Origin of the sequence: Citricoccus sp. (assembly GCF_032154715.1) — a bacterium.
Lineage (GTDB): Bacteria > Actinomycetota > Actinomycetes > Actinomycetales > Micrococcaceae > Citricoccus.
The window spans coordinates 35319-52880 of the sequence record NZ_JALDXU010000010.1; the positions used below are offsets into that span (position 1 = coordinate 35319).

General features: G+C 70.0%; 19 protein-coding genes. 13 read left to right on the forward strand and 6 right to left on the reverse strand.

The genetic code is table 11. From position 1 onward, the window contains the following. Positions 1-220: 220 nt before the first annotated feature. From RUH65_RS03400 to RUH65_RS03415, 4 genes are read left to right on the forward strand one after another with little or no spacing between them, the layout of a single operon-like run. Complete coding sequence (locus tag RUH65_RS03400; RefSeq protein WP_313815795.1) at positions 221-568, forward strand: DUF6507 family protein; 348 nt, start codon at positions 221-223, stop codon at positions 566-568. Positions 569-570: 2 nt separating this feature from the next. Further along, positions 571-1965, forward strand: coding sequence for a hypothetical protein (locus tag RUH65_RS03405; RefSeq protein ID WP_313815796.1), 1395 nt, complete (start codon positions 571-573; stop codon positions 1963-1965). Positions 1966-2022: 57 nt separating this feature from the next. After that, positions 2023-2421, forward strand: coding sequence for a hypothetical protein (locus tag RUH65_RS03410; RefSeq protein WP_313815797.1), 399 nt, complete (start codon positions 2023-2025; stop codon positions 2419-2421). A 41-nt stretch (positions 2422-2462) separates the two neighbouring features. Then, positions 2463-3842 (forward strand): hypothetical protein, encoded by a 1380-nt coding sequence (locus RUH65_RS03415; RefSeq protein WP_313815798.1) that lies wholly within the window; start codon positions 2463-2465, stop codon positions 3840-3842. A 21-nt stretch (positions 3843-3863) separates the two neighbouring features. Here RUH65_RS03415 and RUH65_RS03420 read toward each other — a convergent pair whose 3' ends face one another. Next, positions 3864-4298, reverse strand: coding sequence for an SRPBCC family protein (locus tag RUH65_RS03420; protein ID WP_313815799.1), 435 nt, complete (start codon positions 4296-4298; stop codon positions 3864-3866). Positions 4299-4470: 172 nt separating this feature from the next. On the opposite strand from RUH65_RS03420, the gene RUH65_RS03425 reads away from it, so the two are divergent. Then, the gene (locus RUH65_RS03425; protein ID WP_396179523.1) at positions 4471-5859 is read left to right on the forward strand and encodes a short-chain fatty acid transporter; all 1389 of its coding nucleotides are present in this window, start codon (positions 4471-4473) and stop codon (positions 5857-5859) included. A 61-nt stretch (positions 5860-5920) separates the two neighbouring features. Here the strand turns inward: RUH65_RS03425 and RUH65_RS03430 are convergent, their stop codons facing one another. The 3 genes from RUH65_RS03430 to RUH65_RS03440 all read right to left on the reverse strand — a co-directional run bounded on the left by RUH65_RS03430 (position 5921) and on the right by RUH65_RS03440 (position 7971). Continuing rightward, positions 5921-6613, reverse strand: coding sequence for a thymidine kinase (locus RUH65_RS03430; protein ID WP_313815800.1), 693 nt, complete (start codon positions 6611-6613; stop codon positions 5921-5923). A 30-nt stretch (positions 6614-6643) separates the two neighbouring features. After that, positions 6644-6922, reverse strand: a complete 279-nt coding sequence (catC, locus tag RUH65_RS03435; protein WP_313815801.1) for a muconolactone Delta-isomerase — start codon at positions 6920-6922, stop codon at positions 6644-6646. 134 nt (positions 6923-7056) lie between these two features. After that, a complete protein-coding gene (locus RUH65_RS03440) occupies positions 7057-7971 on the reverse strand; it encodes a LysR family transcriptional regulator (protein ID WP_313815802.1) in 915 nt (304 codons plus the stop codon). 197 nt (positions 7972-8168) lie between these two features. On the opposite strand from RUH65_RS03440, the gene RUH65_RS03445 reads away from it, so the two are divergent. Genes RUH65_RS03445 through RUH65_RS03465 form a run of 5 tightly spaced genes read left to right on the forward strand, consistent with a single transcriptional unit; the run spans position 8169 to position 12735 of the window. Beyond that, on the forward strand, positions 8169-9227 hold the full coding sequence (locus RUH65_RS03445; RefSeq protein ID WP_313815803.1) for a cyclase family protein: 1059 nt from the start codon (positions 8169-8171) through the stop codon (positions 9225-9227). A 7-nt stretch (positions 9228-9234) separates the two neighbouring features. After that, the gene (locus tag RUH65_RS03450; protein ID WP_313815804.1) at positions 9235-10029 is read left to right on the forward strand and encodes an SDR family oxidoreductase; all 795 of its coding nucleotides are present in this window, start codon (positions 9235-9237) and stop codon (positions 10027-10029) included. Beyond that, the gene (locus tag RUH65_RS03455; RefSeq protein WP_313815805.1) at positions 10022-11011 is read left to right on the forward strand and encodes a 3-hydroxyacyl-CoA dehydrogenase; all 990 of its coding nucleotides are present in this window, start codon (positions 10022-10024) and stop codon (positions 11009-11011) included. The genes RUH65_RS03450 and RUH65_RS03455 overlap by 8 nt, the downstream gene beginning before the upstream one ends. Before the next feature lie 2 nt (positions 11012-11013). After that, positions 11014-12393 (forward strand): TIGR00366 family protein, encoded by a 1380-nt coding sequence (locus RUH65_RS03460; protein ID WP_313815806.1) that lies wholly within the window; start codon positions 11014-11016, stop codon positions 12391-12393. Between the two features lie 33 nt (positions 12394-12426). Then, a complete protein-coding gene (locus tag RUH65_RS03465; protein WP_313815807.1) occupies positions 12427-12735 on the forward strand; it encodes a YciI family protein in 309 nt (102 codons plus the stop codon). Between the two features lie 96 nt (positions 12736-12831). Here RUH65_RS03465 and RUH65_RS03470 read toward each other — a convergent pair whose 3' ends face one another. Both RUH65_RS03470 and RUH65_RS03475 read right to left on the reverse strand, forming a co-directional pair. Beyond that, entirely contained in the window at positions 12832-14079 is a 1248-nt protein-coding gene (locus RUH65_RS03470; protein ID WP_313815808.1) for a beta-propeller fold lactonase family protein, read from the reverse strand. Positions 14080-14082: 3 nt separating this feature from the next. Further along, positions 14083-14514, reverse strand: coding sequence for a DUF3151 domain-containing protein (locus RUH65_RS03475; protein ID WP_313815809.1), 432 nt, complete (start codon positions 14512-14514; stop codon positions 14083-14085). A 176-nt stretch (positions 14515-14690) separates the two neighbouring features. Here RUH65_RS03475 and RUH65_RS03480 point away from each other — a divergent pair, with 176 nt between their 5' ends. The 3 genes from RUH65_RS03480 to RUH65_RS03490 form a co-directional block, all read left to right on the forward strand. Further along, a complete protein-coding gene (locus tag RUH65_RS03480; RefSeq protein WP_313815810.1) occupies positions 14691-15644 on the forward strand; it encodes a putative selenate ABC transporter substrate-binding protein in 954 nt (317 codons plus the stop codon). 3 nt (positions 15645-15647) lie between these two features. Further along, positions 15648-16427: a phosphonate ABC transporter ATP-binding protein gene (locus RUH65_RS03485; RefSeq protein ID WP_313815811.1), complete on the forward strand. Its 780-nt coding sequence runs from the start codon at positions 15648-15650 to the stop codon at positions 16425-16427. Between the two features lie 158 nt (positions 16428-16585). Then, a partial coding sequence (locus tag RUH65_RS03490; protein ID WP_313815812.1) for an ABC transporter permease subunit occupies positions 16586-17562 on the forward strand: 977 nt, incomplete at its 3' end.

Genomic DNA, 17562 nt, shown 5'->3' on the forward strand with positions numbered 1-17562 from the left:
CCGTACTTGCGGCGGTCCCGTCCGGCCCTCGACATGGAAAACGCCCCCGGTGACCGCTCCCACGGTTCTCTGCCGTGCGGTGCATCACACGAGGGCCTTACAACCGGAGTTTACCAGTCAGTGCCCATGGGGACTTCTCCCCATCGCCCCGCCTCCGCCATCCGCCTAGGCTGTCGGCGGAGCCACCAAGGTTCCCAGGACTCTGGAGCGGGGAGGTCTCATGACGAACTGGCACGTTGACGAGGAGCCGGCGCGGTCCACCGTGCGCACGGCCACGTCGGAGATCGATGAGATCGCCGAGTTTGCCCCCACCATGGCCACCCGCTTCGAAACCGCAGCCACGGCGTGCGACCATCTGGAGATCGGCTCCGCGATCGACGACCTGCTGCAACAGGTGGCCGATCCCCTCCTCCAGGCCGTGGCCGGCTCAGGGAGCAACATCTGCTCCTCGACGTCCGAGCTCATCAACGCGATCGTGAACGCCGATCTGACCATGGCCGCGGACGCCGAGGCGGACATCTACACCATCCCCGAGGCCCCCGCCGCAGGCCCCCAGGCGGAGGGATAGCCATGGCCGTCGACACCAGCCAACTGCCCACCCGATTGCCCTCTTCCGGGACGATCGATCCCGCGGCGAGGAGCGTCCGCTCCCTGGGGACCACGGTCAGCGGTCACTACGCGGATGCGGCCGAGATCTGGACCCAGCTCAGCGACGGGCGCTTGATCACACCCCACAGCGACCGGGTGTACACGGCGTTCGTGGACGTGATGAAGCCGTACGCGGATGCCTATGAGACGCTCACGGACGAGGCCGCCACGGCCCTGGAGGACTTCTCCGAGGACATCGAGGGGCTTCGGAACCGCTACACGGACGCCAAAGCCGACGCCGCCACGCACAACTCGATGCCGGAGGCCGACCGCCCGGACGACTACGCCGATGCCGGCGCCGGCATCCAGACCCGCGTGAATGCCGTGGCCGAGGACTATGACACCGCGGTCCAGACCTGCGCCAACGCCCTCAAGGGCCTCAACCCCACCTCCGGTGTGACCGTCAACGCCAACCTCTCCGACGCCATGCTGGCCATCGGCGCCTCCCAGAACACCGCGGCGTCCGGCGGCGCCGGCGCACTGAGCCTGCGCACCCGGGACGGCAAGCTCTACTTCCAGTTCGACGCCCAGCACTACCAGACCCTGACGGGCAAGCCCGGGAACTGGCAGACCTCCCGGCTCTCCTCGGCCACCCTGGGACAGCTCGGTGTCCCCCAGAGCTACCTCAACCGGCTCAACGACGCCGCCACGGGCGGGAACCGCTTGAGCAACAACACCTCCGGTGCCATGCTGCGCGACCTCGACCCGAAGACCCCGCTCGGTGCCTTGGTGGCCCGCTATCCCTTCCTGACGAACACCAAGCTGACCGTCGACGGCGGCCGGGGCACCTTCCGCGTGCAGCTCACCACCGGGAACGGGCGGCCTCCCAGCGGGACTCCGACCTCGGTCACCGCCCTGACGAGCCGCCTGCGCACTGTCGAGAGGATCGCCGGGAACCCCGCGCTCGGGAGGGTCCTGCTGGTCGGCGGCGCGGCCCTGACGTTCACCGGCGAGTACGGCAGCTCCTACAACGAGTCCCTGATGCGCAATCCGGACGCCAGCGAGGCCGAACACCAGCGGACGGCCGCCGTGGATGCGGGGGTCGTGGCGGGTGCCGAGACGGCTGGCGCCCTCGTCGGGGCCCGCGTGGGGCAGGTTGCCGGGGCCGCCGTGGGGCAGGCCCTCATCCCCATCCCCGGCGTGGGTGCCGCGATCGGCGGCGTGGCCGGAAACTTCATCGGTGGCTTCGTCGGCGGGAAGGTGGGCAACAGCGTGGGTCAGGCCATCAACGAGTTCCGGCACACGGACGGCAATGTGCTGGAGAAGGGTGCCGCCGCCGGCAAGGCGTTCCTGTCCTCCCTCAACCCCTTCGACTGAGTTCGGTCCCGTGGTCCCACAGCGGATACGGTGGACGGAACCGAACCGAGGAGCCGGATGACCCCCTTGCAGGAACACCTGTTCTTCCTCGCCATCACGGTGATCCCCGGATTAGCCGGCCTCATCCCGGGTTGGCTGGCGTGGACCGGCAGATACCGCAACTGGGCCCGGCAGCCGAAGTCCACCTGGTCCACCACGCGGTACAACATGTTCCCCCTGCACATCGGGTGGATCGGGATCACCTGGATCATGCTGTGGGTCAGCCTCTGGATCGACTACTTCCGACCGGGCTGGACCAGCAGCGTACCCGGCTTCTCGCTGCTCTTCCCGTTCCTCGTCATCACGGTCGTGCTGAACTTCTGGTGGCCTCGCTTCCTCACCCCGGCCTGGCATCGAGACTGGGTGGACCGAGGCGGCCAGTACGACACCCCGTTGCGCGTCCCCGACGGCCGTTGACCACGGATCTGCCCTCGAATCTCGAATCGGAAAGAGCACCCATGACCCCCTCCGCACCGACGCCGACCCTCGGCTACCTCGGCATCCTGCAGTTCCGCCCGGCGCCGCACTGGGTCCCGGAATCGGTGCGCCCGGAGATCGAGCTGATCGCCACCCTGCCGGTGGACGAGGACACGTTTCGTCCCTCGATCGTGGTCACGGTCAACCCCTTCGAGGGCAGCGTCCGTGAGTTCAGCGTCAAGGCACTGACGGGGCTGACCTCCACCCTCCGGGACTGCCGGATCGTCGACGTCGGCGGCTGGGAGCGCCGTCCCGAGGACCGGCCGCAGGATCACCTGGGCATCGAGACGGACACCTCCCTGCAGTCCCGCCGCATCGAGTACCTCCACCGCGCGGACAACGGACGGCTGGTCTCCGGCGTGGACCACCTGGTGCTGATGGACGGCTGGGCGGTCCAGATATCGACCACCTGCGCGGTCCAGGACCGGCTCTTCCTCACCGCGGACCTCGAGACGATGGCCCGCAGCGTGGAGCCCGCGCCGGCCGGTATGGCCCCGCCCTCGGCACCGGTCACGGCTGAACCCGGGTATGACGCCACCGCCTCGGCCGCCTTCGACCTCCCCGTCGAGGACCTCACGCCGTGGCAACGCCCTGACGGCATGGACCGTGGAGGCGACTGGCTGACCCCGGCGGCGGTCGAGCGGCTCCAGGAACTCGGGGCCGCCGGCCACGGACGCCTCGGGAGGCTGGAACGCGACCGTTCGGTGGCGGAACTCGAGGACACTGGGCTGGTGGAGGACGGCCGCCTGACCGAGGTCGGAGACCTCCTCTCCGCCACCTTGCTGGAGTCGGCGTTCCGCCTACGCCTGACGGGTACCGCCGGGAGCGGCGACCACCTCGTCCAGGTGTTCGGCCTCTCCGATGTGGCCCTCATGGTCTCGCAGCCGGGCTTCGGCGAACGGGTCCTCGGCGGGCCCTGGGAGGCCCCCGGACCCGAGCACCTGCACGTGGGCATGGTCCCACTCTCCGAACTCTCCGCTCGGCTGCTCGCGTGGGCGGGACCCTCCCCCGCCTGGAACCTCCTGCCGACCCCGGCTCTGATCGAACCCGCGGCCTACGACGCGCGGCTGGCGGGGCCGACGTCACCGCCCGCCGGAGCGGACCCCGCCCTGACGGCCCTGTGGGACCAGCCGTGGTGGGTGTGGCGGATCGAGGCTGACGCGGACGGCGCCGACGGCTTCCCCGAGACGACGGTGCTCACCACCCCTCAGCGCGGCACGTACCGGGTGGGCCTGGTCCCCGATCCGGTCACGGGGCAGGACCGGGTACTGCTCTGGCCGGTCGAGAGCTCGTTCTTGCTGGCCTTGGTGGAAGACCTCATCCAGGCCGCCCACTTCGGTCGAGCGCCCCAGCTGAGCTGACGGCTCGGTGGGGCCGAGCACTCAAGGCGCCTTCTCCGCGTAGTCACGCAGCGACTCGAGCTGTCCGGCATCCGCGTCGGCGAGCGCGGCGGCCAGGCCGAGCGCCTCCTCGCGCAACTCCTCCGCGGCGCGCTCGGCGATGCGCAGATGCACCCGGGAGAAGCCGGCGTCGGGCAGCAGGAGGTAACCGTATTCCACGCGCACGTCCGCATCGTCGGCACCGGAGACCATGGTCAGCCCGTGCCCGGGTTCATAGGTGGCCAGCGTGTACTGGCGCCGGTGGCCGCCGGTCGCATAGGAGAGCTCCTGGCCTGGGCCCGTCGGCCCGTTGACGTGCATCTGATCGACCTCGGGGAGCCACGCCGGCGCGGCGGCCCAATCCGTGAGCAGTTCCCACACCCTCGGGGCAGGCAGGTGGACCACGATGTCGTCTTCGAGGGCCGCGATGGTCAACATGGTCCGATCCTCACCCCTGCACGCCCCCGGTGTTAAGGGTGAAACGCCGCCGGGTTCCGCCACACCCCTGTCACGCCTGTCTATGGTGGTGCACGTCACCTTCGCCCAGGGGCCTCCCAGCGCCACCATCGCACCGGATCGCGCGGGCCCCGCACCTTCAGGAGCCATCGGCATGCCCAGCACCCCGGGAACCACTGAAACGCCACCCCGCAAGGAGGGCACCCCGCTCTCCCGCGCCATGCGACCCGTCAACCACGTGGTGGAACGGTTCATCCCGTCCGCCCTGGTCTTCTCGATCGTCCTGACCTTCATCGTCGCGATCCTGGCGCTGATCCTGACCGGCACCGGCCCCGGCGACCTCGTGGTCTACTGGGGCGACGGCCTGGCCGGACTGCTCGACTTCATCACCCAGATGGCGCTGATCCTGCTGCTCGGGCACATCCTGGCCAACACCGGACCGGTCCGCCGCGCGCTGGCCTTCCTGGGCTCGGTCCCCCGCACGGAACTCGCGGCCTACGTGTTCGTCTTCGTCGTGGCCGCCGTGGCCAGCCTCATCACCTGGGGGCTGGGCCTGGTGGTCGGCGGCCTACTGGCCCGGGAGGTCGCCTACCAGGGGCGCGAGCGTGGCCTGAAGCTGCACTTCCCCATGCTGGTGGCCGCCGGGTTCGCCGGATTCGTGGTCTGGCACATGGGCTACTCGGCCTCCGGTCCCCTGACCGCCGCCACCGAGGGGTCCTTCCTCATGGAATCCCTGGGCGGGCAGCCGGTGCCGATCAGCGAGACCGTGTTCTCCTCCTGGAACATGATCGCCGCCGTGGTGACGATCCTCGTGGTGGCCCTGGCCCTGTTCCTGGTCGCCCCGCGCCGCGGTGACCGGGTCGTGGAGCTGACCCAGGACGCCCGCGAGCAGTCCCGCGACGGCCAGGAGGAGGTCGTGACCCCGGCCGACCGCGTGGACGCCAGCCGGCTGCCGACCCTGCTGCTGGGCCTGATGCTGGTGGCCTACCTGGTGCTGCACTTCGCCCAGGGCGGCACACTGACCCTGGACACCGTGAACTGGTCCTTCCTCGCCCTGATCCTGCTGCTGGTGCGCAATCCCTTCGAGCTGATCCACCTGACCAAGAACGCCGCCTCCAACGTGGGCGAGATCCTGCTGCAGTTCCCGCTCTACGCGGGCATCCTGGGCATGATGACGGAATCTGGTCTGATCGAAGTGTTCTCGGACGCCGTCGTGTCCATCTCCAACCCGGTGACCTTCGGCCTGCTCGCCTTCCTGGCCGCCGGCCTGGTGAACTTCTTCGTTCCCTCCGGTGGGGGCCAGTTCGCGGTGCAGGGCCCCATCATGCTCGGCGCCGGCGCCGATCTCGGTGTGGACCCCGCGATCACCATCATGGCCGTGTCCTACGGCGACCAGTGGACAAACATGATCCAGCCGTTCTGGGCCATCCCCCTGCTGGCGATCGCCGGGCTGAAGATGCGGGACATCCTCGGCTACACCACCGTGGTGCTCATCGCCTCCGGGCTCGTGTTCGCCGGGACCCTGCTGATCGTCTCCCTGTAGACCATCAGCAGCCTCAGCGGCCTCCGCTCGCGGGGCCACGCGGGGCCGCGGAGCAGCGTCGTCACCCCGCGCCGAGCCGTCCGCCGGACTCCTGAAGGTAGCAGACCCCGCAGAGGGACTCGTAGGTGACCTCCACGCCGTCGATCGCCACCTGATCGCCCTCGAAGACGAAGCGTTCGCGCCGGGACTCACGCGCACCGGTGGCCGGGCCGGCGTCGGGCCCCGCCACCGTGTCCACCACCTTGCGGGTGTTGAAGATGGCCTTGCGCCCGCACCGGCAGATGGTCTTGAGCTCCTCGAGGGAGTGCGCCACCTCCATGAGCCGGGCCGAACCGGGGAAGGAGGCCGTGCGGAAGTCCGTGCGGATGCCGTAGGCCATCACGGGCACGCCCTCGAGCACGGCGATCCGCAGCAGGTCGTCCACCTGGGCGGGCTCGAGGAACTGGGCCTCGTCCACGAGGAGGCACGCGACGGGCTTAACCTCGGCGTCTACGTGGGTGAGCAGGGCGGTAGGGTCATCCCCCCGGGCCTCCTGGCTGAACAGCGCCATCAGGTCGGCTCCGGGCGGGATCAGGAAGTCGGCCTCCCGGGTGACACCCAGCCGGGAGACGATCTGGTCCTCACCCTTCGAGTCCACCTGCGGCTTCGCCAGCAGCACCCGCTGCCCGCGCTCCTCGTAGTTGAACGCGGCCTGGAGGAGTCCGGTCGACTTGCCGGAGTTCATCGCCCCGTAGCGGAAGTAGAGCTTGGCCACGATCGAGAAGTCTAGTGCCGGTTCGGTGCCTTACGTGATCGCGTTCGGGTGCTTCGCCAGCGGGGTCACCGTGATGTCCATGTAGGGGTACATGGGGAAGCCGCTGAGGATGGTGTGCAGTTCGTCGTTGTCCGCCACGTCGTAGACGGAGTAATTGGCGTATTCGCCGACCACGCGCCAGATGTCCCGCATCCTGCCCTGGCGCTGCAGAGTGCCGGAGTACTCCTTCTCCTTGACCTGGAAGTCGGCCTTGGCCTCCTCGGTCATCGACTCGGGGAAGGTCACGTCCATCCGTGCCAGAAACAGCATCGTCACTCCTTCGTACGGCGCATCATGCGGTGGTTGCGCTGGGGCTGAGATCGCCGGGCGTTCGGCCGTTGTCACTATAGACGGCCCGCCGGACACGTCCGGCGGCACCACCCTCGGGTACGACGCCGGGCCGTTCAGTCCAGGACGATGCCGTCCGGACGCTCGGGCTCGGGGTGCAGCGCGGCGAGCACCTCCAGGGCGGCCTCGGTGGCCCGGTTCGACTTCTTCCGGTGGAGCAGTGTGGCCGTCAGGTACCGGGCTGGTCCGGCCAAGGGCCGCAGCACCAGTCCGGGGGTCTCCACATGGTCCACGGAGGAGATCGTGAGGGTGACCCCGACGCCGGCGGCCACCAATCCCAGGATCGTGTAGGAATCGGGGGCCTCCTGAACCAGACGCGGGGTGAAACCGGCGCGGTTGGCCAGGCGCAAGCCCATGTCCCGAACACTGGAACCCTGCTGTGCCGGGAACATGACCCACGGCTCGGAGGCCAGCTCGCGGATGTCGATCTGCTCCTGTTCGGCCAGCCGATGATCCGAGGACACCCCCACCAGCACCCGCTCATACTCGAAGACCCGGTCCTCGAGGCCGGAGTAGGTCAGGGGCCGTCGCCCGAAGGCAATGTCCAGGTCTCCTGCTGCCACCAACGAGGGTGCGGCACCGGCGTAGACCATGGAGCGCAGGCGGAGGTCCACTCCGGGTGCGTCACGCCGGACGGCCCGGGCGATTCCTGGCAGCCACGGCCGTGAGGAGGCCCCCGCATACCCCAGCGTCACCGATCCGAGCAGGGGGACACCCTCTTGGTGGACGGCGCGGGTCATCAACCGGGCCGACTCCACCACCTGCCGGGCATGCGGCAGAGCAGCCTCCCCGGCGGCGGTGAGGGTGACGGCCCGGGTGGTCCGACCCACCACCGGCTCGCCCAGCTCCCTCTCCAGCTTTTGAATCCACTGGCTGATGAGAGGCTGAGCCACCCCGAGCCGCTCGGCCGCGCGGGTGAAATGCAGCTCCTCGGCCAGCATCACGAACGCCTGGAGCATCTTGACGTCCATGCAGTCACCTCCTCGCTGTCCTGGTCAGGCTCACTCATTATGTTCCTGCATCAAACCATCCCGAATCCATCTTGGACAGAAGTGAGAGTCGCGGGGACCATAGACACCTGTGGGTGACATCACGGGTCACCGTGGGGCAATTCACGGCCGCCGGCCAACGACCACCCGCCTCGCACCGTTCATCGAAAGGGACGCACATGGACGAGCCGCAGTCCCCGCGCTGGCGTCACCGGCCCGAACCCTCCACGTGGGGTTATTTCGGGCCGGATGACGCCCTGGGCCGCATCAACCTGCTCACGCCCGCCAAGGTCGCCGAAGGCCTGGCCGAGGTCCACGAGGGACGGGCCTTCACCCTCGGGCTGCCTTTGACCCTCCCCGGTGGCCACGCCCTGAACGCCAACCGCCTGCCGCCCGTGGTGCGTCCGACCCTGCGCCAGGGACGTTCCGGCGCAAACTGCGTCATGGAGCCCCTCTCGCCCGGCTCCTCGGACGTGCTCAGTGATGACCTCGTGGTCCTGCACAACCAGTACTCCACCCAGTGGGACGCCTTCGCCCACGTGGGCTCGATGTTCGATGCCGACGGCGATGGCGTTCCGGAGCCGGTCTACTACAACGGCTTCCGCGCCGGGATCGAGGTCCGAGGAACCACGGACCCGGCAGACTGTGGGATCCCGGGACCCCACCAGCCCACGACGGCGGATCTCGGGCCCGTCGGCATCGGCACCGTGGCCTCACACCCGGTCCAGGGCCGCGCCGTGCTGATCGACCTCGCCCATCACTTCGGCACGGACCACCAGGTCATCGGCTTCGAGCAGATCCGCACCATCCTGGACGCCGATGGCATCGAGATCCGTGCCGGGGACATCGTCACCTTCCACACCGGTTTCGCCGCCCGGGTGCTCGAGATGGCCGGTGATCCCGATCCGGACGTGCTGCACCACTACGGCGCCGTCCTCGATGGCCGCGACCCGGCGCTGCTGGAGTGGATCACCACCACCGGCATCGCCGCCATCGCCGCGGACAACTATGCCGTCGAGCTCTACCCGGCCACCCCCGCGCCGGCACCGGCCTCCATCCTGCCCCTGCATGAGCATTGCCTGTTCAAGCTGGGCGTCCCGCTCGGGGAGCTCTGGTACCTCACCGACCTCGCCGCCGCCCTGCGGGCCTGCAGCCGCACGGCCTTCCTGCTCACGGCACCACCCCTGAACCTGCCGGGCGCCTCCGGCTCTCCGCTCAACCCGATCGCCACCATTTGAGGTCCGCATGAACGAGAACACCACCGCTGGCCACGCCGGCACCGCCAGCAGCTCCCGCCCCGCCTCCGCCATGGGTGCCCTGGATCCCGAGGGCCGCGTCAGCCGTGAACGCGTCCTGGTGACCGGCGGCGCCCACGGCATCGGTGCCGCCATCGCCGAACGCTGCCGCCAGGACGGCTACGAGCCGGTCATCCTCGATCGAGAGGGCGAGGACGCCATCCATGGTGACCTGTCCGATCCGGACTCCACGGCCCAGGCACTTGAGCGGGCGCTGGCCGACGGGCCGATCACGCGCCTGGTGAACAATGTCGGGGCCGTGTTCCCCAATGCCGTCACGGACCAGACCCTGGACCAGTTCGACGCGGCCGTGGCCCTGAACCTGCGCAGCGCCCTGCAGTGCATCCAGGCCCTGCTGCCCGGGATGCGGGAGGCCGGGTTCGGCCGGATCGTGAACATGTCCTCCCGCGCCGCCCTGGGCAAGGAGCTGCGCGCCGCCTACGCCGCCACCAAGGCCGGCCTGCTGGGCCTGACTCGCGTCGTGGCCCTGGAGGAGGGTCGCCATGGCGTCACCGCCAACGCAATCGGTCCCGGCCCCATCGCGACGGACCTGTTCACCCGGGCCAACCCGGCCGAGTCCCCGAAGACCAGGGCCATCATCGAGTCGGTGCCCGTGCGCCGCATGGGCACCGCCGAGGACGTGGCCCACGCCGCGTCCTACCTGCTGGACACCCGCAGCGGCTTCGTCACCGGTCAGACCCTCTACGTCTGCGGCGGCCTGACCGTGGGACGTGCCGATGTCTGAGCTGAGCGGACAGCCAGAGAAGATCGCCGTCGTCGGCGGCGGGTCCATCGGCGTCGCCTTCGCCCTGGTCTTCGCCCGCGCCGGGCATCCGGTCACCGTGTGTGATCCCGAGGCCGGCCGCCGGGAGGCCGTGCCCGCGGAACTGGCCGCGAAGCTCACCGCCCTGGCCGAGGCCGGCCTGTTGACCGAGCCGGTCGACTCCATCGCCTCCCGCGTCACCGTCGAGTCTGAGATGCCCGCCGCCGTCGCCGGGGCTGCCCTCGTCCAGGAATGCGCGCCCGAACGGCTCGAGGTCAAGCGCTCGATCTTCGCCGAACTCGGCGCCGCCACCGGCCCGGAGTCCGTCCTGGCCAGCTCCTCCTCGGCGATCCCTGCGTCACAGACCTCAGAAGGCCTCCCTTCCGCGGACCGGACCCTCGTGGCCCACCCCGGCAATCCGCCGTTCCTGCTGCCCGTCATCGAGCTGGTGCCGTCCCCGCTCACCCGGCCGGCCGTCGTCGCCACCGCCCACCGGCTGTACGCCGGAGCCGGGATGTCCCCCGTGACCGTGGCCCAGGAGGTGGAGGGCTTCCTTTTCAACCGCCTGCAGGGAGCCGTGCTGCGCGAGGCCTACGCGCTGGTGCGGGACGGGATCGCCACCGTCGAGGACATCGACACGGTCATGCGGGACGGCCTCGGCCGCCGCTGGTGCTTCATGGGGCCTTTCGAGACCTCGGACCTCAACACCCGCGGCGGCGTCGCCTCCCACGCGGAGAAGATGGGCCCGGCCTATGCACGCATGGGCGCCGAACGCGGCCAGCACGATCCCTGGACCCCCGAGCTCGTGGCCGAGGTGGAACGCCAGCGCCGTGCCCTGCTCCCCCTGGAGCGCTGGGAGGACCGGGTGGCGTGGCGCGACGAGCGGCTCATCGACCTGCTGCAAACCCTTGACCATTCCGCACTTTCCGCACCGAATATCCCCCCATCGTCTCCGAAAGAGTGACCATGACCGCAACCACTGAACGTCCGCAACGGCCCCAGAAGGGCAACGTCCTGGACCGGACCGCCGGGTTCTTCACCAACCTGATGGACAAGTACCTGCCGGACCCGCTGGTCATCGCGATCATGCTGACCGGACTCACCATGGTCTTGGCCATCCTGGCCCAGGGCTCCTCCCCCCTGGAGGTCGTCGAGTACTGGGGTGGCGGGTTCTGGGACCTGCTGGCCTTCACCATGCAGATGACCGTGGTGCTGCTGGCCGGCTACATCCTGGCCAAGACCCCGCTGGTCGATCGCCTGCTGGACGCCCTGACCATCCGGATCTCCTCCCCGCGCACGGCCATCATCGTCGCCACGCTCGTCGGCGGCGTCGGCAGCTGGCTGAACTGGGGCTTCGGCCTCGTCATGGGCGGCATCATCGCCCAGAAGCTGGCGATGAACGTGAAGGGCCTGCACTACCCGCTGGCGATCGCCGCCGGCTACTCCGGCTTCGCCGTCTACGGCATCGGCCTGTCCGGTTCCGTGCCGCTGCTGATCGCCACGGAAGGCCACTTCCTGCAGGAGCAGGTCGGCATCATCCCGCTGGCGGACACGATCTTCTCGCCCTACCTGCTGCTGACCAACCTCGCAGTGCTCCTGTTCCTGCCGCTGTTCAACATGGCACTCCACCCGAAGGATCCGGCCAAGATCAAGGAGATGGACCGCACCTCCCGCGCCGTCGACGCTCCCATCAAGGAACTCGACCAGCGCACCACTCTCGCGGCGAAGTTGAACAACAGCCCGATCATCGGCATCGGCATCGGTCTGATCGCCCTCGTCTACGCGTTCAACTACTTCTTCCAGGGCGGCACCCTGAACCTGGATGCGGTGAACTTCATGTTCCTGTTCCTCGGCATCATTCTGTTCGCCCGCCCCTCCGCCTTCCTGGCGGCCGTGAACGACGGCGTCAAGATCGTCTCCGGCATCATCATCCAGTACCCGTTCTATGCCGGCATCATGGGCATCCTGGTGGGCTCCGGCCTCGTGGTGTCCTTCGCCGACTGGTTCGGGACCTTCTCCACCGCCGAGACCCTGCCGTTCTGGTCCTTCATCTCCGGCGGCATCATCAACCTGCTCGCCCCCTCCGGCGGTGGCCAGTGGGCCGTTCAGGGCCCGGTGATGATGGAGGCCGCCCAGGCGATGGGCGCCAACAACGCCGCCACCGCGGTCGCTGTGCAGATCGGCGACCAGTGGACCAACATGGTCCAGCCGTTCTGGATCCTGCCGGTCCTGGCCATCTCCGGGCTCAAGCTGCGGGACGTGATGGGGTACATGGTGCTGATCCTGGTGTTCCTGGGCGTCATCTTCGGTGCCGCCGTGCTGCTCTGGGGCTTCCTGGCCGTCTGACCGGCAGAACCGGACGAAAGGACTCGACTCACCATGCCATTCCTGATCGAAACCTACGATGCCCCCGAACGGGCCCACGTCCGCCAGGACCGCTACGCCGAACACCTGGAGTTCCTGTCAGAGAATGCGGAACTGCTCCTGGCCTGCGGCGCCAAGCTCTCGGACGACGGCGCTCAGGCCGACGGCGGCGTCTACCTGGTGGACCTCGAGACCCGGGAGGACGCAGAGGCCTTCATCGCCCGCGACCCGTTCTCGCAGGGCAACCTGTTCCGTGAGGTCGTGGTGCGCCGCTGGCGCAAGGCCTATCTGGACGGGCAGAGCTTCCTCCCCCGCCCGTCCTAGTCCCCACGAGGGGACGCCCAGAGACAGTTTTGCGGGCAGAAGTTGGCGGTACGCGTCGTACCACCAACTTCTGCCCGCAAAGCGTCTCCCGGGACGTCAGGAACCGGGCAGCACGAACCCGGGTCGCTGCACGGCGACCCGGGTTTGTGCCTCTCCGGGAATGCCGTCGGCATCGAGTGGGAGCCCGACGACGGCGTCGCCCCGTTCCAGCGCGACCAGCAGCGTGGGTGCCCCGCCGGGATGGCCGAGCGCGATGTGGCGGGGCCAGTTCCCGCCGCACGCCACTTCGGCGACGAGTTCGGGGGTGCCAGCACGGCGGATCACACCGATGGTGTCGCGCCCGCGGTTGGCCACGTAGATGAGCGCACCGTCCGGGGAGAGCACCAGGTGCGAGGGCAGGTTGTCCTGGGCGGATCCCGGGTCCAGGTCCTGGGCGTGGGTGGGCACGATGGCGACCTCACGGAATCCCTCGGCCGTGGCGTCCAGGTCCAGCACGTGCAGCCGTGAGTCCAGTTCGCCGACCACGGCCAGGTGCCGCCCCTCGATCCCGGCCTCCGGCAACGGGGGCAGCAGTGCGAGATGACGGGGACCGGTTCCGGCCGGCAGGAGATGGGTCCAGGACGGTGTGCAGTCACTCTCGACCACGTCCGGAGTGTTACCGGGGCCAGCCCCCGCCCCGTTCCGGACGATGTCCTGGAGGGAGTACTCGAGAATGCGGTCGGCGCCCAGGTCCGTGACGAGCAGGCGGTCGTCGTCCAGGAAGAGCACGAAGTGCAGGTGCGGGGCCTCCTGGCGGGAGGCCAACGGCCCGGACCCGTCCGGCGCCTGGACCGCCACGGGCTGGCCCACCAGGCCGTCCTCGAGGACGGGGGCCACCGTCAGGGTGCCCGAATCGTAGGAGGCCGCGGCCAGCCAGGTGCCGGCGGGGTTGAGGTCCGCGTGGCAGGTGTTCGCGCCACCGGTGGGCACACGCTGGGTGGTCACCCACCCGACGTCGTTGCCGGAACCGGCGGCGCCTAGGGCGTTCACCTCCGCAGTTGCCTCCGCGCGCGCAGCGGACGGGGACAGGACGGCGATCTCCCCCTCGGGCAGGTGCAGTGCGGCATACAGCCTGCCCGCAGACGGCGTTCCCGGGCGGCCGCGGACCAGCCAGGACGGAGCGTCCGGACCAGCGCCGGCCACCGCGTCCGGGGCGTCCGGCCAGCCGGCGGTGTGCACGAGTCCGCCGGCGTTGGCGAGCACGGGAGTATCTGCGCCCGGGGTGTTGAAGGTGCCCACGAGAACGGCGTCAGCCCCTGCGGGGCCGTTGCTGCCGCCGGCACCGACGGCGGGAGTCGACATCATGGCTCAGCCCCGGGAGATCTGCTCTGAGGCCGTGGGATCGGCGTCCACCAGGAAGGCCTCGATGCGGTGGACCTCTTCGCCCTCCCCGATGGCGGCCGCGGCCTGCCCGAGCAGGTAGAGCGAGCGGAGGAAACCGCGGTTCGGCTCGTGGGCGTAGGGCACCGGACCGGCACCCCGCCAGCCCGCGCCCCGCAGCGAATCCAGGCCACGGTGGTAGCCCACCCTCGCGAACGCATAGGCGTCGATGGTGCGCCCCTCGGCCCAGGCGTCCTCGGCCATCAGGGCCCAGGCGAGGGAGGACTTGGGGAACCGGGTGGCGATGTCCTCCGGCAGGTCGCCCGCCTCGATCCGCGCCAGGACCTCCGGTTCCTCCGGAAGCTGCGTGGGGGCGGGCTGCATGAGGTTCTTGCCGACGATCGACGCGTCAGAGGACATGGTGCTCCTTGGTTCGGCTGGCTCCGGGGGCGGGCGGCACCGGCACTGGCGCGGCGGCCCGCACCGGAGGAGGACGGGACACCTCCGACCCTACCCGTGGAACCCAGCCGGGGCCGTGGGTCGGGTCACCGCGACCAGCGCCGATTCCGGCGAGGCCCATTGGCTAGGATGCCACCATGCGCACCCCTCACCGCCGTCTCCCCTGGTCAGTCGCGGGCCTCGGCCTCGCCGTGGCACTGACCACCTCCGGTTGCGGCGGGCCAACCGAATCCTCCGGCACCGACGGGCCCGGGGCCGCCGAAGAACAGCAGGCGGGCCCGTTGCGCATCAGCGCCATCCCGGACATGGACCCCTCCGACCTCGCCGAGCGTGAGGAGGCCATGGCCGCCTATCTCGCCGAGGAGCTGGGCGTGGAGGTGGAGTACGTCCCCGTCAATGACTACGCCGCCTCCGTCAGCCTCTTCGGCACCGGGGACCTCGACCTGGTCTTCTACGGGGGCCTGACCGGCGTCCAGGCACGGTTGCGCACCGAGGGGGCAGAAGTGCTGGCCCAGCGGGACATCGACGAGCGCTTCCGCAGCGTCTTCATCGCCCATCGCGACGCCGGCCTCGCACCGGTCGAGGACGTGGCCGGCTTGGCGGAGCTGGCGGACACGCGGTTCACCTTCGGCAGCGAGTCCTCCACGTCCGGGCGCCTCATGCCGTCCTACTTCCTGGACCAGGCCGGCGTGGACCCGGCAGCCGATCTCGACAGCGAACCCGGATTCTCCGGCTCCCACGACCTGACGATCGACCTGGTGGAGTCCGGCAGCTACGAGGCCGGCGCCCTCAACGAACAGGTGTGGCGCTCCCGGATCGAGGCCGGAACGGTGGACACCGAGGCCGTCCAGGAGATCTTCACCACCCCGGAATACGCCGACTACCACTGGATCGGCTCCCCGGGCGTGGACGATCGACTCGGAGACGGCTTCACCGAGGACCTGCGGCAGGCCCTCATGGACCTCGACGGCTCCGACCCGGAAGAGGTGGCACTTCTCGAGGCCTACGGCGCGGAGGCGATCATCCCGGCGGACACGTCTGACCATGACCGGATCGAGGAGATCGGCCGCACGCTCGGTTTGATCCGATGACGCATGCCTGACCCGAGCACGGAACCCGCCGCCGCCGTGACTCTGCAGAACCTCACCGTGTCCTACGGGGGCCGTTCTGCCCTGGACAAGATCACCCTCCGGATCCAGCCCGGCGAACGGGTGGCCCTGGTGGGGCCCAGCGGAGCGGGAAAGTCCACCCTGCTGGGACTGTGCAATGGCACCGTCACCCCCACCTCCGGTCAGGTCCAGGTCCTGGGCACGGACCCCGGCCGGGCCTCCGCCCGTGGGTTGAGGGCGTTGCGGAGCAGGATCGGCTCCGTGCACCAGCAGCTCAACCTCGTGGGACCGCTGCGGGTGGTGCACAACGTCAACGCCGGCCGCCTGGGCAGCTGGGGCCGGTGGCGGGCCCTGCGCTCCCTGGTCCGCCCACTGCAGGTGGACCAGGCCCGCGAGGCCCTGGACCGGGTCGGCATCGCCGGCCACCTGCACGAGCGCACCGACCGGCTCTCCGGCGGCCAGCAGCAACGGGTGGCGCTGGCCCGGGTTCTGGTGCAGGACCCGGACCTCGTCCTCGCCGACGAACCGGTCTCCAGCCTGGACCCGGCCCGCGCCGACGAGGTGATGGGACTGCTCTGCGGGGTGCTCAGCCGCGACCGGCCGCACCGGACCCTGCTGGTGAGCCTGCACGACTTCGACCTCGCCGTGCGGCACTGCGACCGGGTGGTGGGATTGCGCCAGGGCCGCGTGGTCCTCGATCTCCCGGCAGCCGAGGTGGATGCGCAAGCCCGGGAGAGCCTCTACGCACTGGAACCCGACCGGTGAGCCCCAGCGGACTGACGGCCTTGATCCGGCTGGAGGCCCCCGGTCGGCGCCCCGGCCGTCAGTCCGGTCGGCATCCCGGCGGGCGACCCGGCCAGCGCTCCCATCGGCCTGCCCGGTGGCGACGGCGCGGCGGAGGGCGGAGGTGGGCCGCCGCCTGGGTGCTCGTCCTGATCTGGTCTGTGGGCAGTTGGTTGGCCGAGGACGGCCCCCTGGTCAACACCCGGGGCTGGCCGATGTTCGCCGAGTTCTTCGCCGCGGCGCTCGCCCCGGACCTCTCGGCGGACTTCCTGGTCCGGATCGGCGAGGCGACCCTGACCACCCTCTCCTTCGCGATCCTGGGGACGCTGCTGGCCGTGGCCGGGGGCCTGGTGGCTGGCGTCCTCATCTCGGAGACCTGGTGGGCGGCCGGCTCGCCTTCCCGCGGCCGGTCACGGGCCCGAGGCGCAACCCGCCGAGCCGGATGGCTGGTCACCCGGCTCGGCCTGGCACTGCCGCGGGGCATCCACGAGGCCGTCTGGGCCTTGCTGCTGCTCAGCGTGCTGGGCCGGGATCCGCTGGTGGGAGTACTGGCGATCGCGATACCGTTCGGGGCCATCACGGCCAAGGTCTACGCCGAGATCATCGACGAGTCCGACCGCGGCCCCTTCGAGGCGCTGCGGGCATCCGGTGCCCGGCGCGGGACCGCGCTGCTCTATGCCGTGGCGCCGGTCGTCCTGCCGGACCTGGCCTCCTATGCCTTCTACCGGTTCGAGTGCGCCGTCCGGTCCGCCGTGATCCTCGGCATGGTGGGTGCCGGTGGCCTCGGCTTCGAACTGGTCATGAGCTTCTCGGGATCCCGTCACAGCGAGGTCTGGACGCTGATCTTCACCCTGGTCCTGCTCGGAGCCGTGGTGGACCGGTGGGGTGCGGGCCTCCGGCGTGCTGGCGGACGCTGGCGCACCGGCGGGACGGTGCTGGTCACGGCAGTCCTGGCCATCGCCGCGCTCGTGCACCTCGGGCCGGACCTGTCCCGGATGTTCTCCGCACGGACCGCCGGCCTGTTCGCCGGCCTGGTGGATGACCTGCTGCCACCGGCGCTGCCCGACGGCGGGTGGTCCCGGTTGCTCGAGGACGCGCTCGAGACGCTGCAGATGTC

Bases quoted from the DNA above. Each gene is read 5' to 3' on its own strand.
- RUH65_RS03455 (WP_313815805.1), top strand. From the start codon at position 10,022: ATGTCTGAGCTGAGCGGACAGCCAGAGAAGATCGCCGTCGTCGGCGGC.
- RUH65_RS03400 (WP_313815795.1), top strand. From the start codon at position 221: ATGACGAACTGGCACGTTGACGAGGAGCCGGCGCGGTCCACCGTGCGC.
- RUH65_RS03485 (WP_313815811.1), top strand. From the start codon at position 15,648: ATGCCTGACCCGAGCACGGAACCCGCCGCCGCCGTGACTCTGCAGAAC.
- RUH65_RS03450 (WP_313815804.1), top strand. From the start codon at position 9,235: ATGAACGAGAACACCACCGCTGGCCACGCCGGCACCGCCAGCAGCTCC.
- RUH65_RS03470 (WP_313815808.1), bottom strand. From the start codon at position 14,079: ATGATGTCGACTCCCGCCGTCGGTGCCGGCGGCAGCAACGGCCCCGCA.
- RUH65_RS03445 (WP_313815803.1), top strand. From the start codon at position 8,169: ATGGACGAGCCGCAGTCCCCGCGCTGGCGTCACCGGCCCGAACCCTCC.
- catC (WP_313815801.1), bottom strand. From the start codon at position 6,922: ATGCTGTTTCTGGCACGGATGGACGTGACCTTCCCCGAGTCGATGACC.
- RUH65_RS03440 (WP_313815802.1), bottom strand. From the start codon at position 7,971: ATGGACGTCAAGATGCTCCAGGCGTTCGTGATGCTGGCCGAGGAGCTG.
- RUH65_RS03410 (WP_313815797.1), top strand. From the start codon at position 2,023: ATGACCCCCTTGCAGGAACACCTGTTCTTCCTCGCCATCACGGTGATC.
- RUH65_RS03415 (WP_313815798.1), top strand. From the start codon at position 2,463: ATGACCCCCTCCGCACCGACGCCGACCCTCGGCTACCTCGGCATCCTG.
- RUH65_RS03480 (WP_313815810.1), top strand. From the start codon at position 14,691: ATGCGCACCCCTCACCGCCGTCTCCCCTGGTCAGTCGCGGGCCTCGGC.
- RUH65_RS03405 (WP_313815796.1), top strand. From the start codon at position 571: ATGGCCGTCGACACCAGCCAACTGCCCACCCGATTGCCCTCTTCCGGG.
- RUH65_RS03420 (WP_313815799.1), bottom strand. From the start codon at position 4,298: ATGTTGACCATCGCGGCCCTCGAAGACGACATCGTGGTCCACCTGCCT.
- RUH65_RS03425 (WP_396179523.1), top strand. From the start codon at position 4,471: ATGCCCAGCACCCCGGGAACCACTGAAACGCCACCCCGCAAGGAGGGC.
- RUH65_RS03460 (WP_313815806.1), top strand. From the start codon at position 11,014: ATGACCGCAACCACTGAACGTCCGCAACGGCCCCAGAAGGGCAACGTC.
- RUH65_RS03465 (WP_313815807.1), top strand. From the start codon at position 12,427: ATGCCATTCCTGATCGAAACCTACGATGCCCCCGAACGGGCCCACGTC.
- RUH65_RS03475 (WP_313815809.1), bottom strand. From the start codon at position 14,514: ATGTCCTCTGACGCGTCGATCGTCGGCAAGAACCTCATGCAGCCCGCC.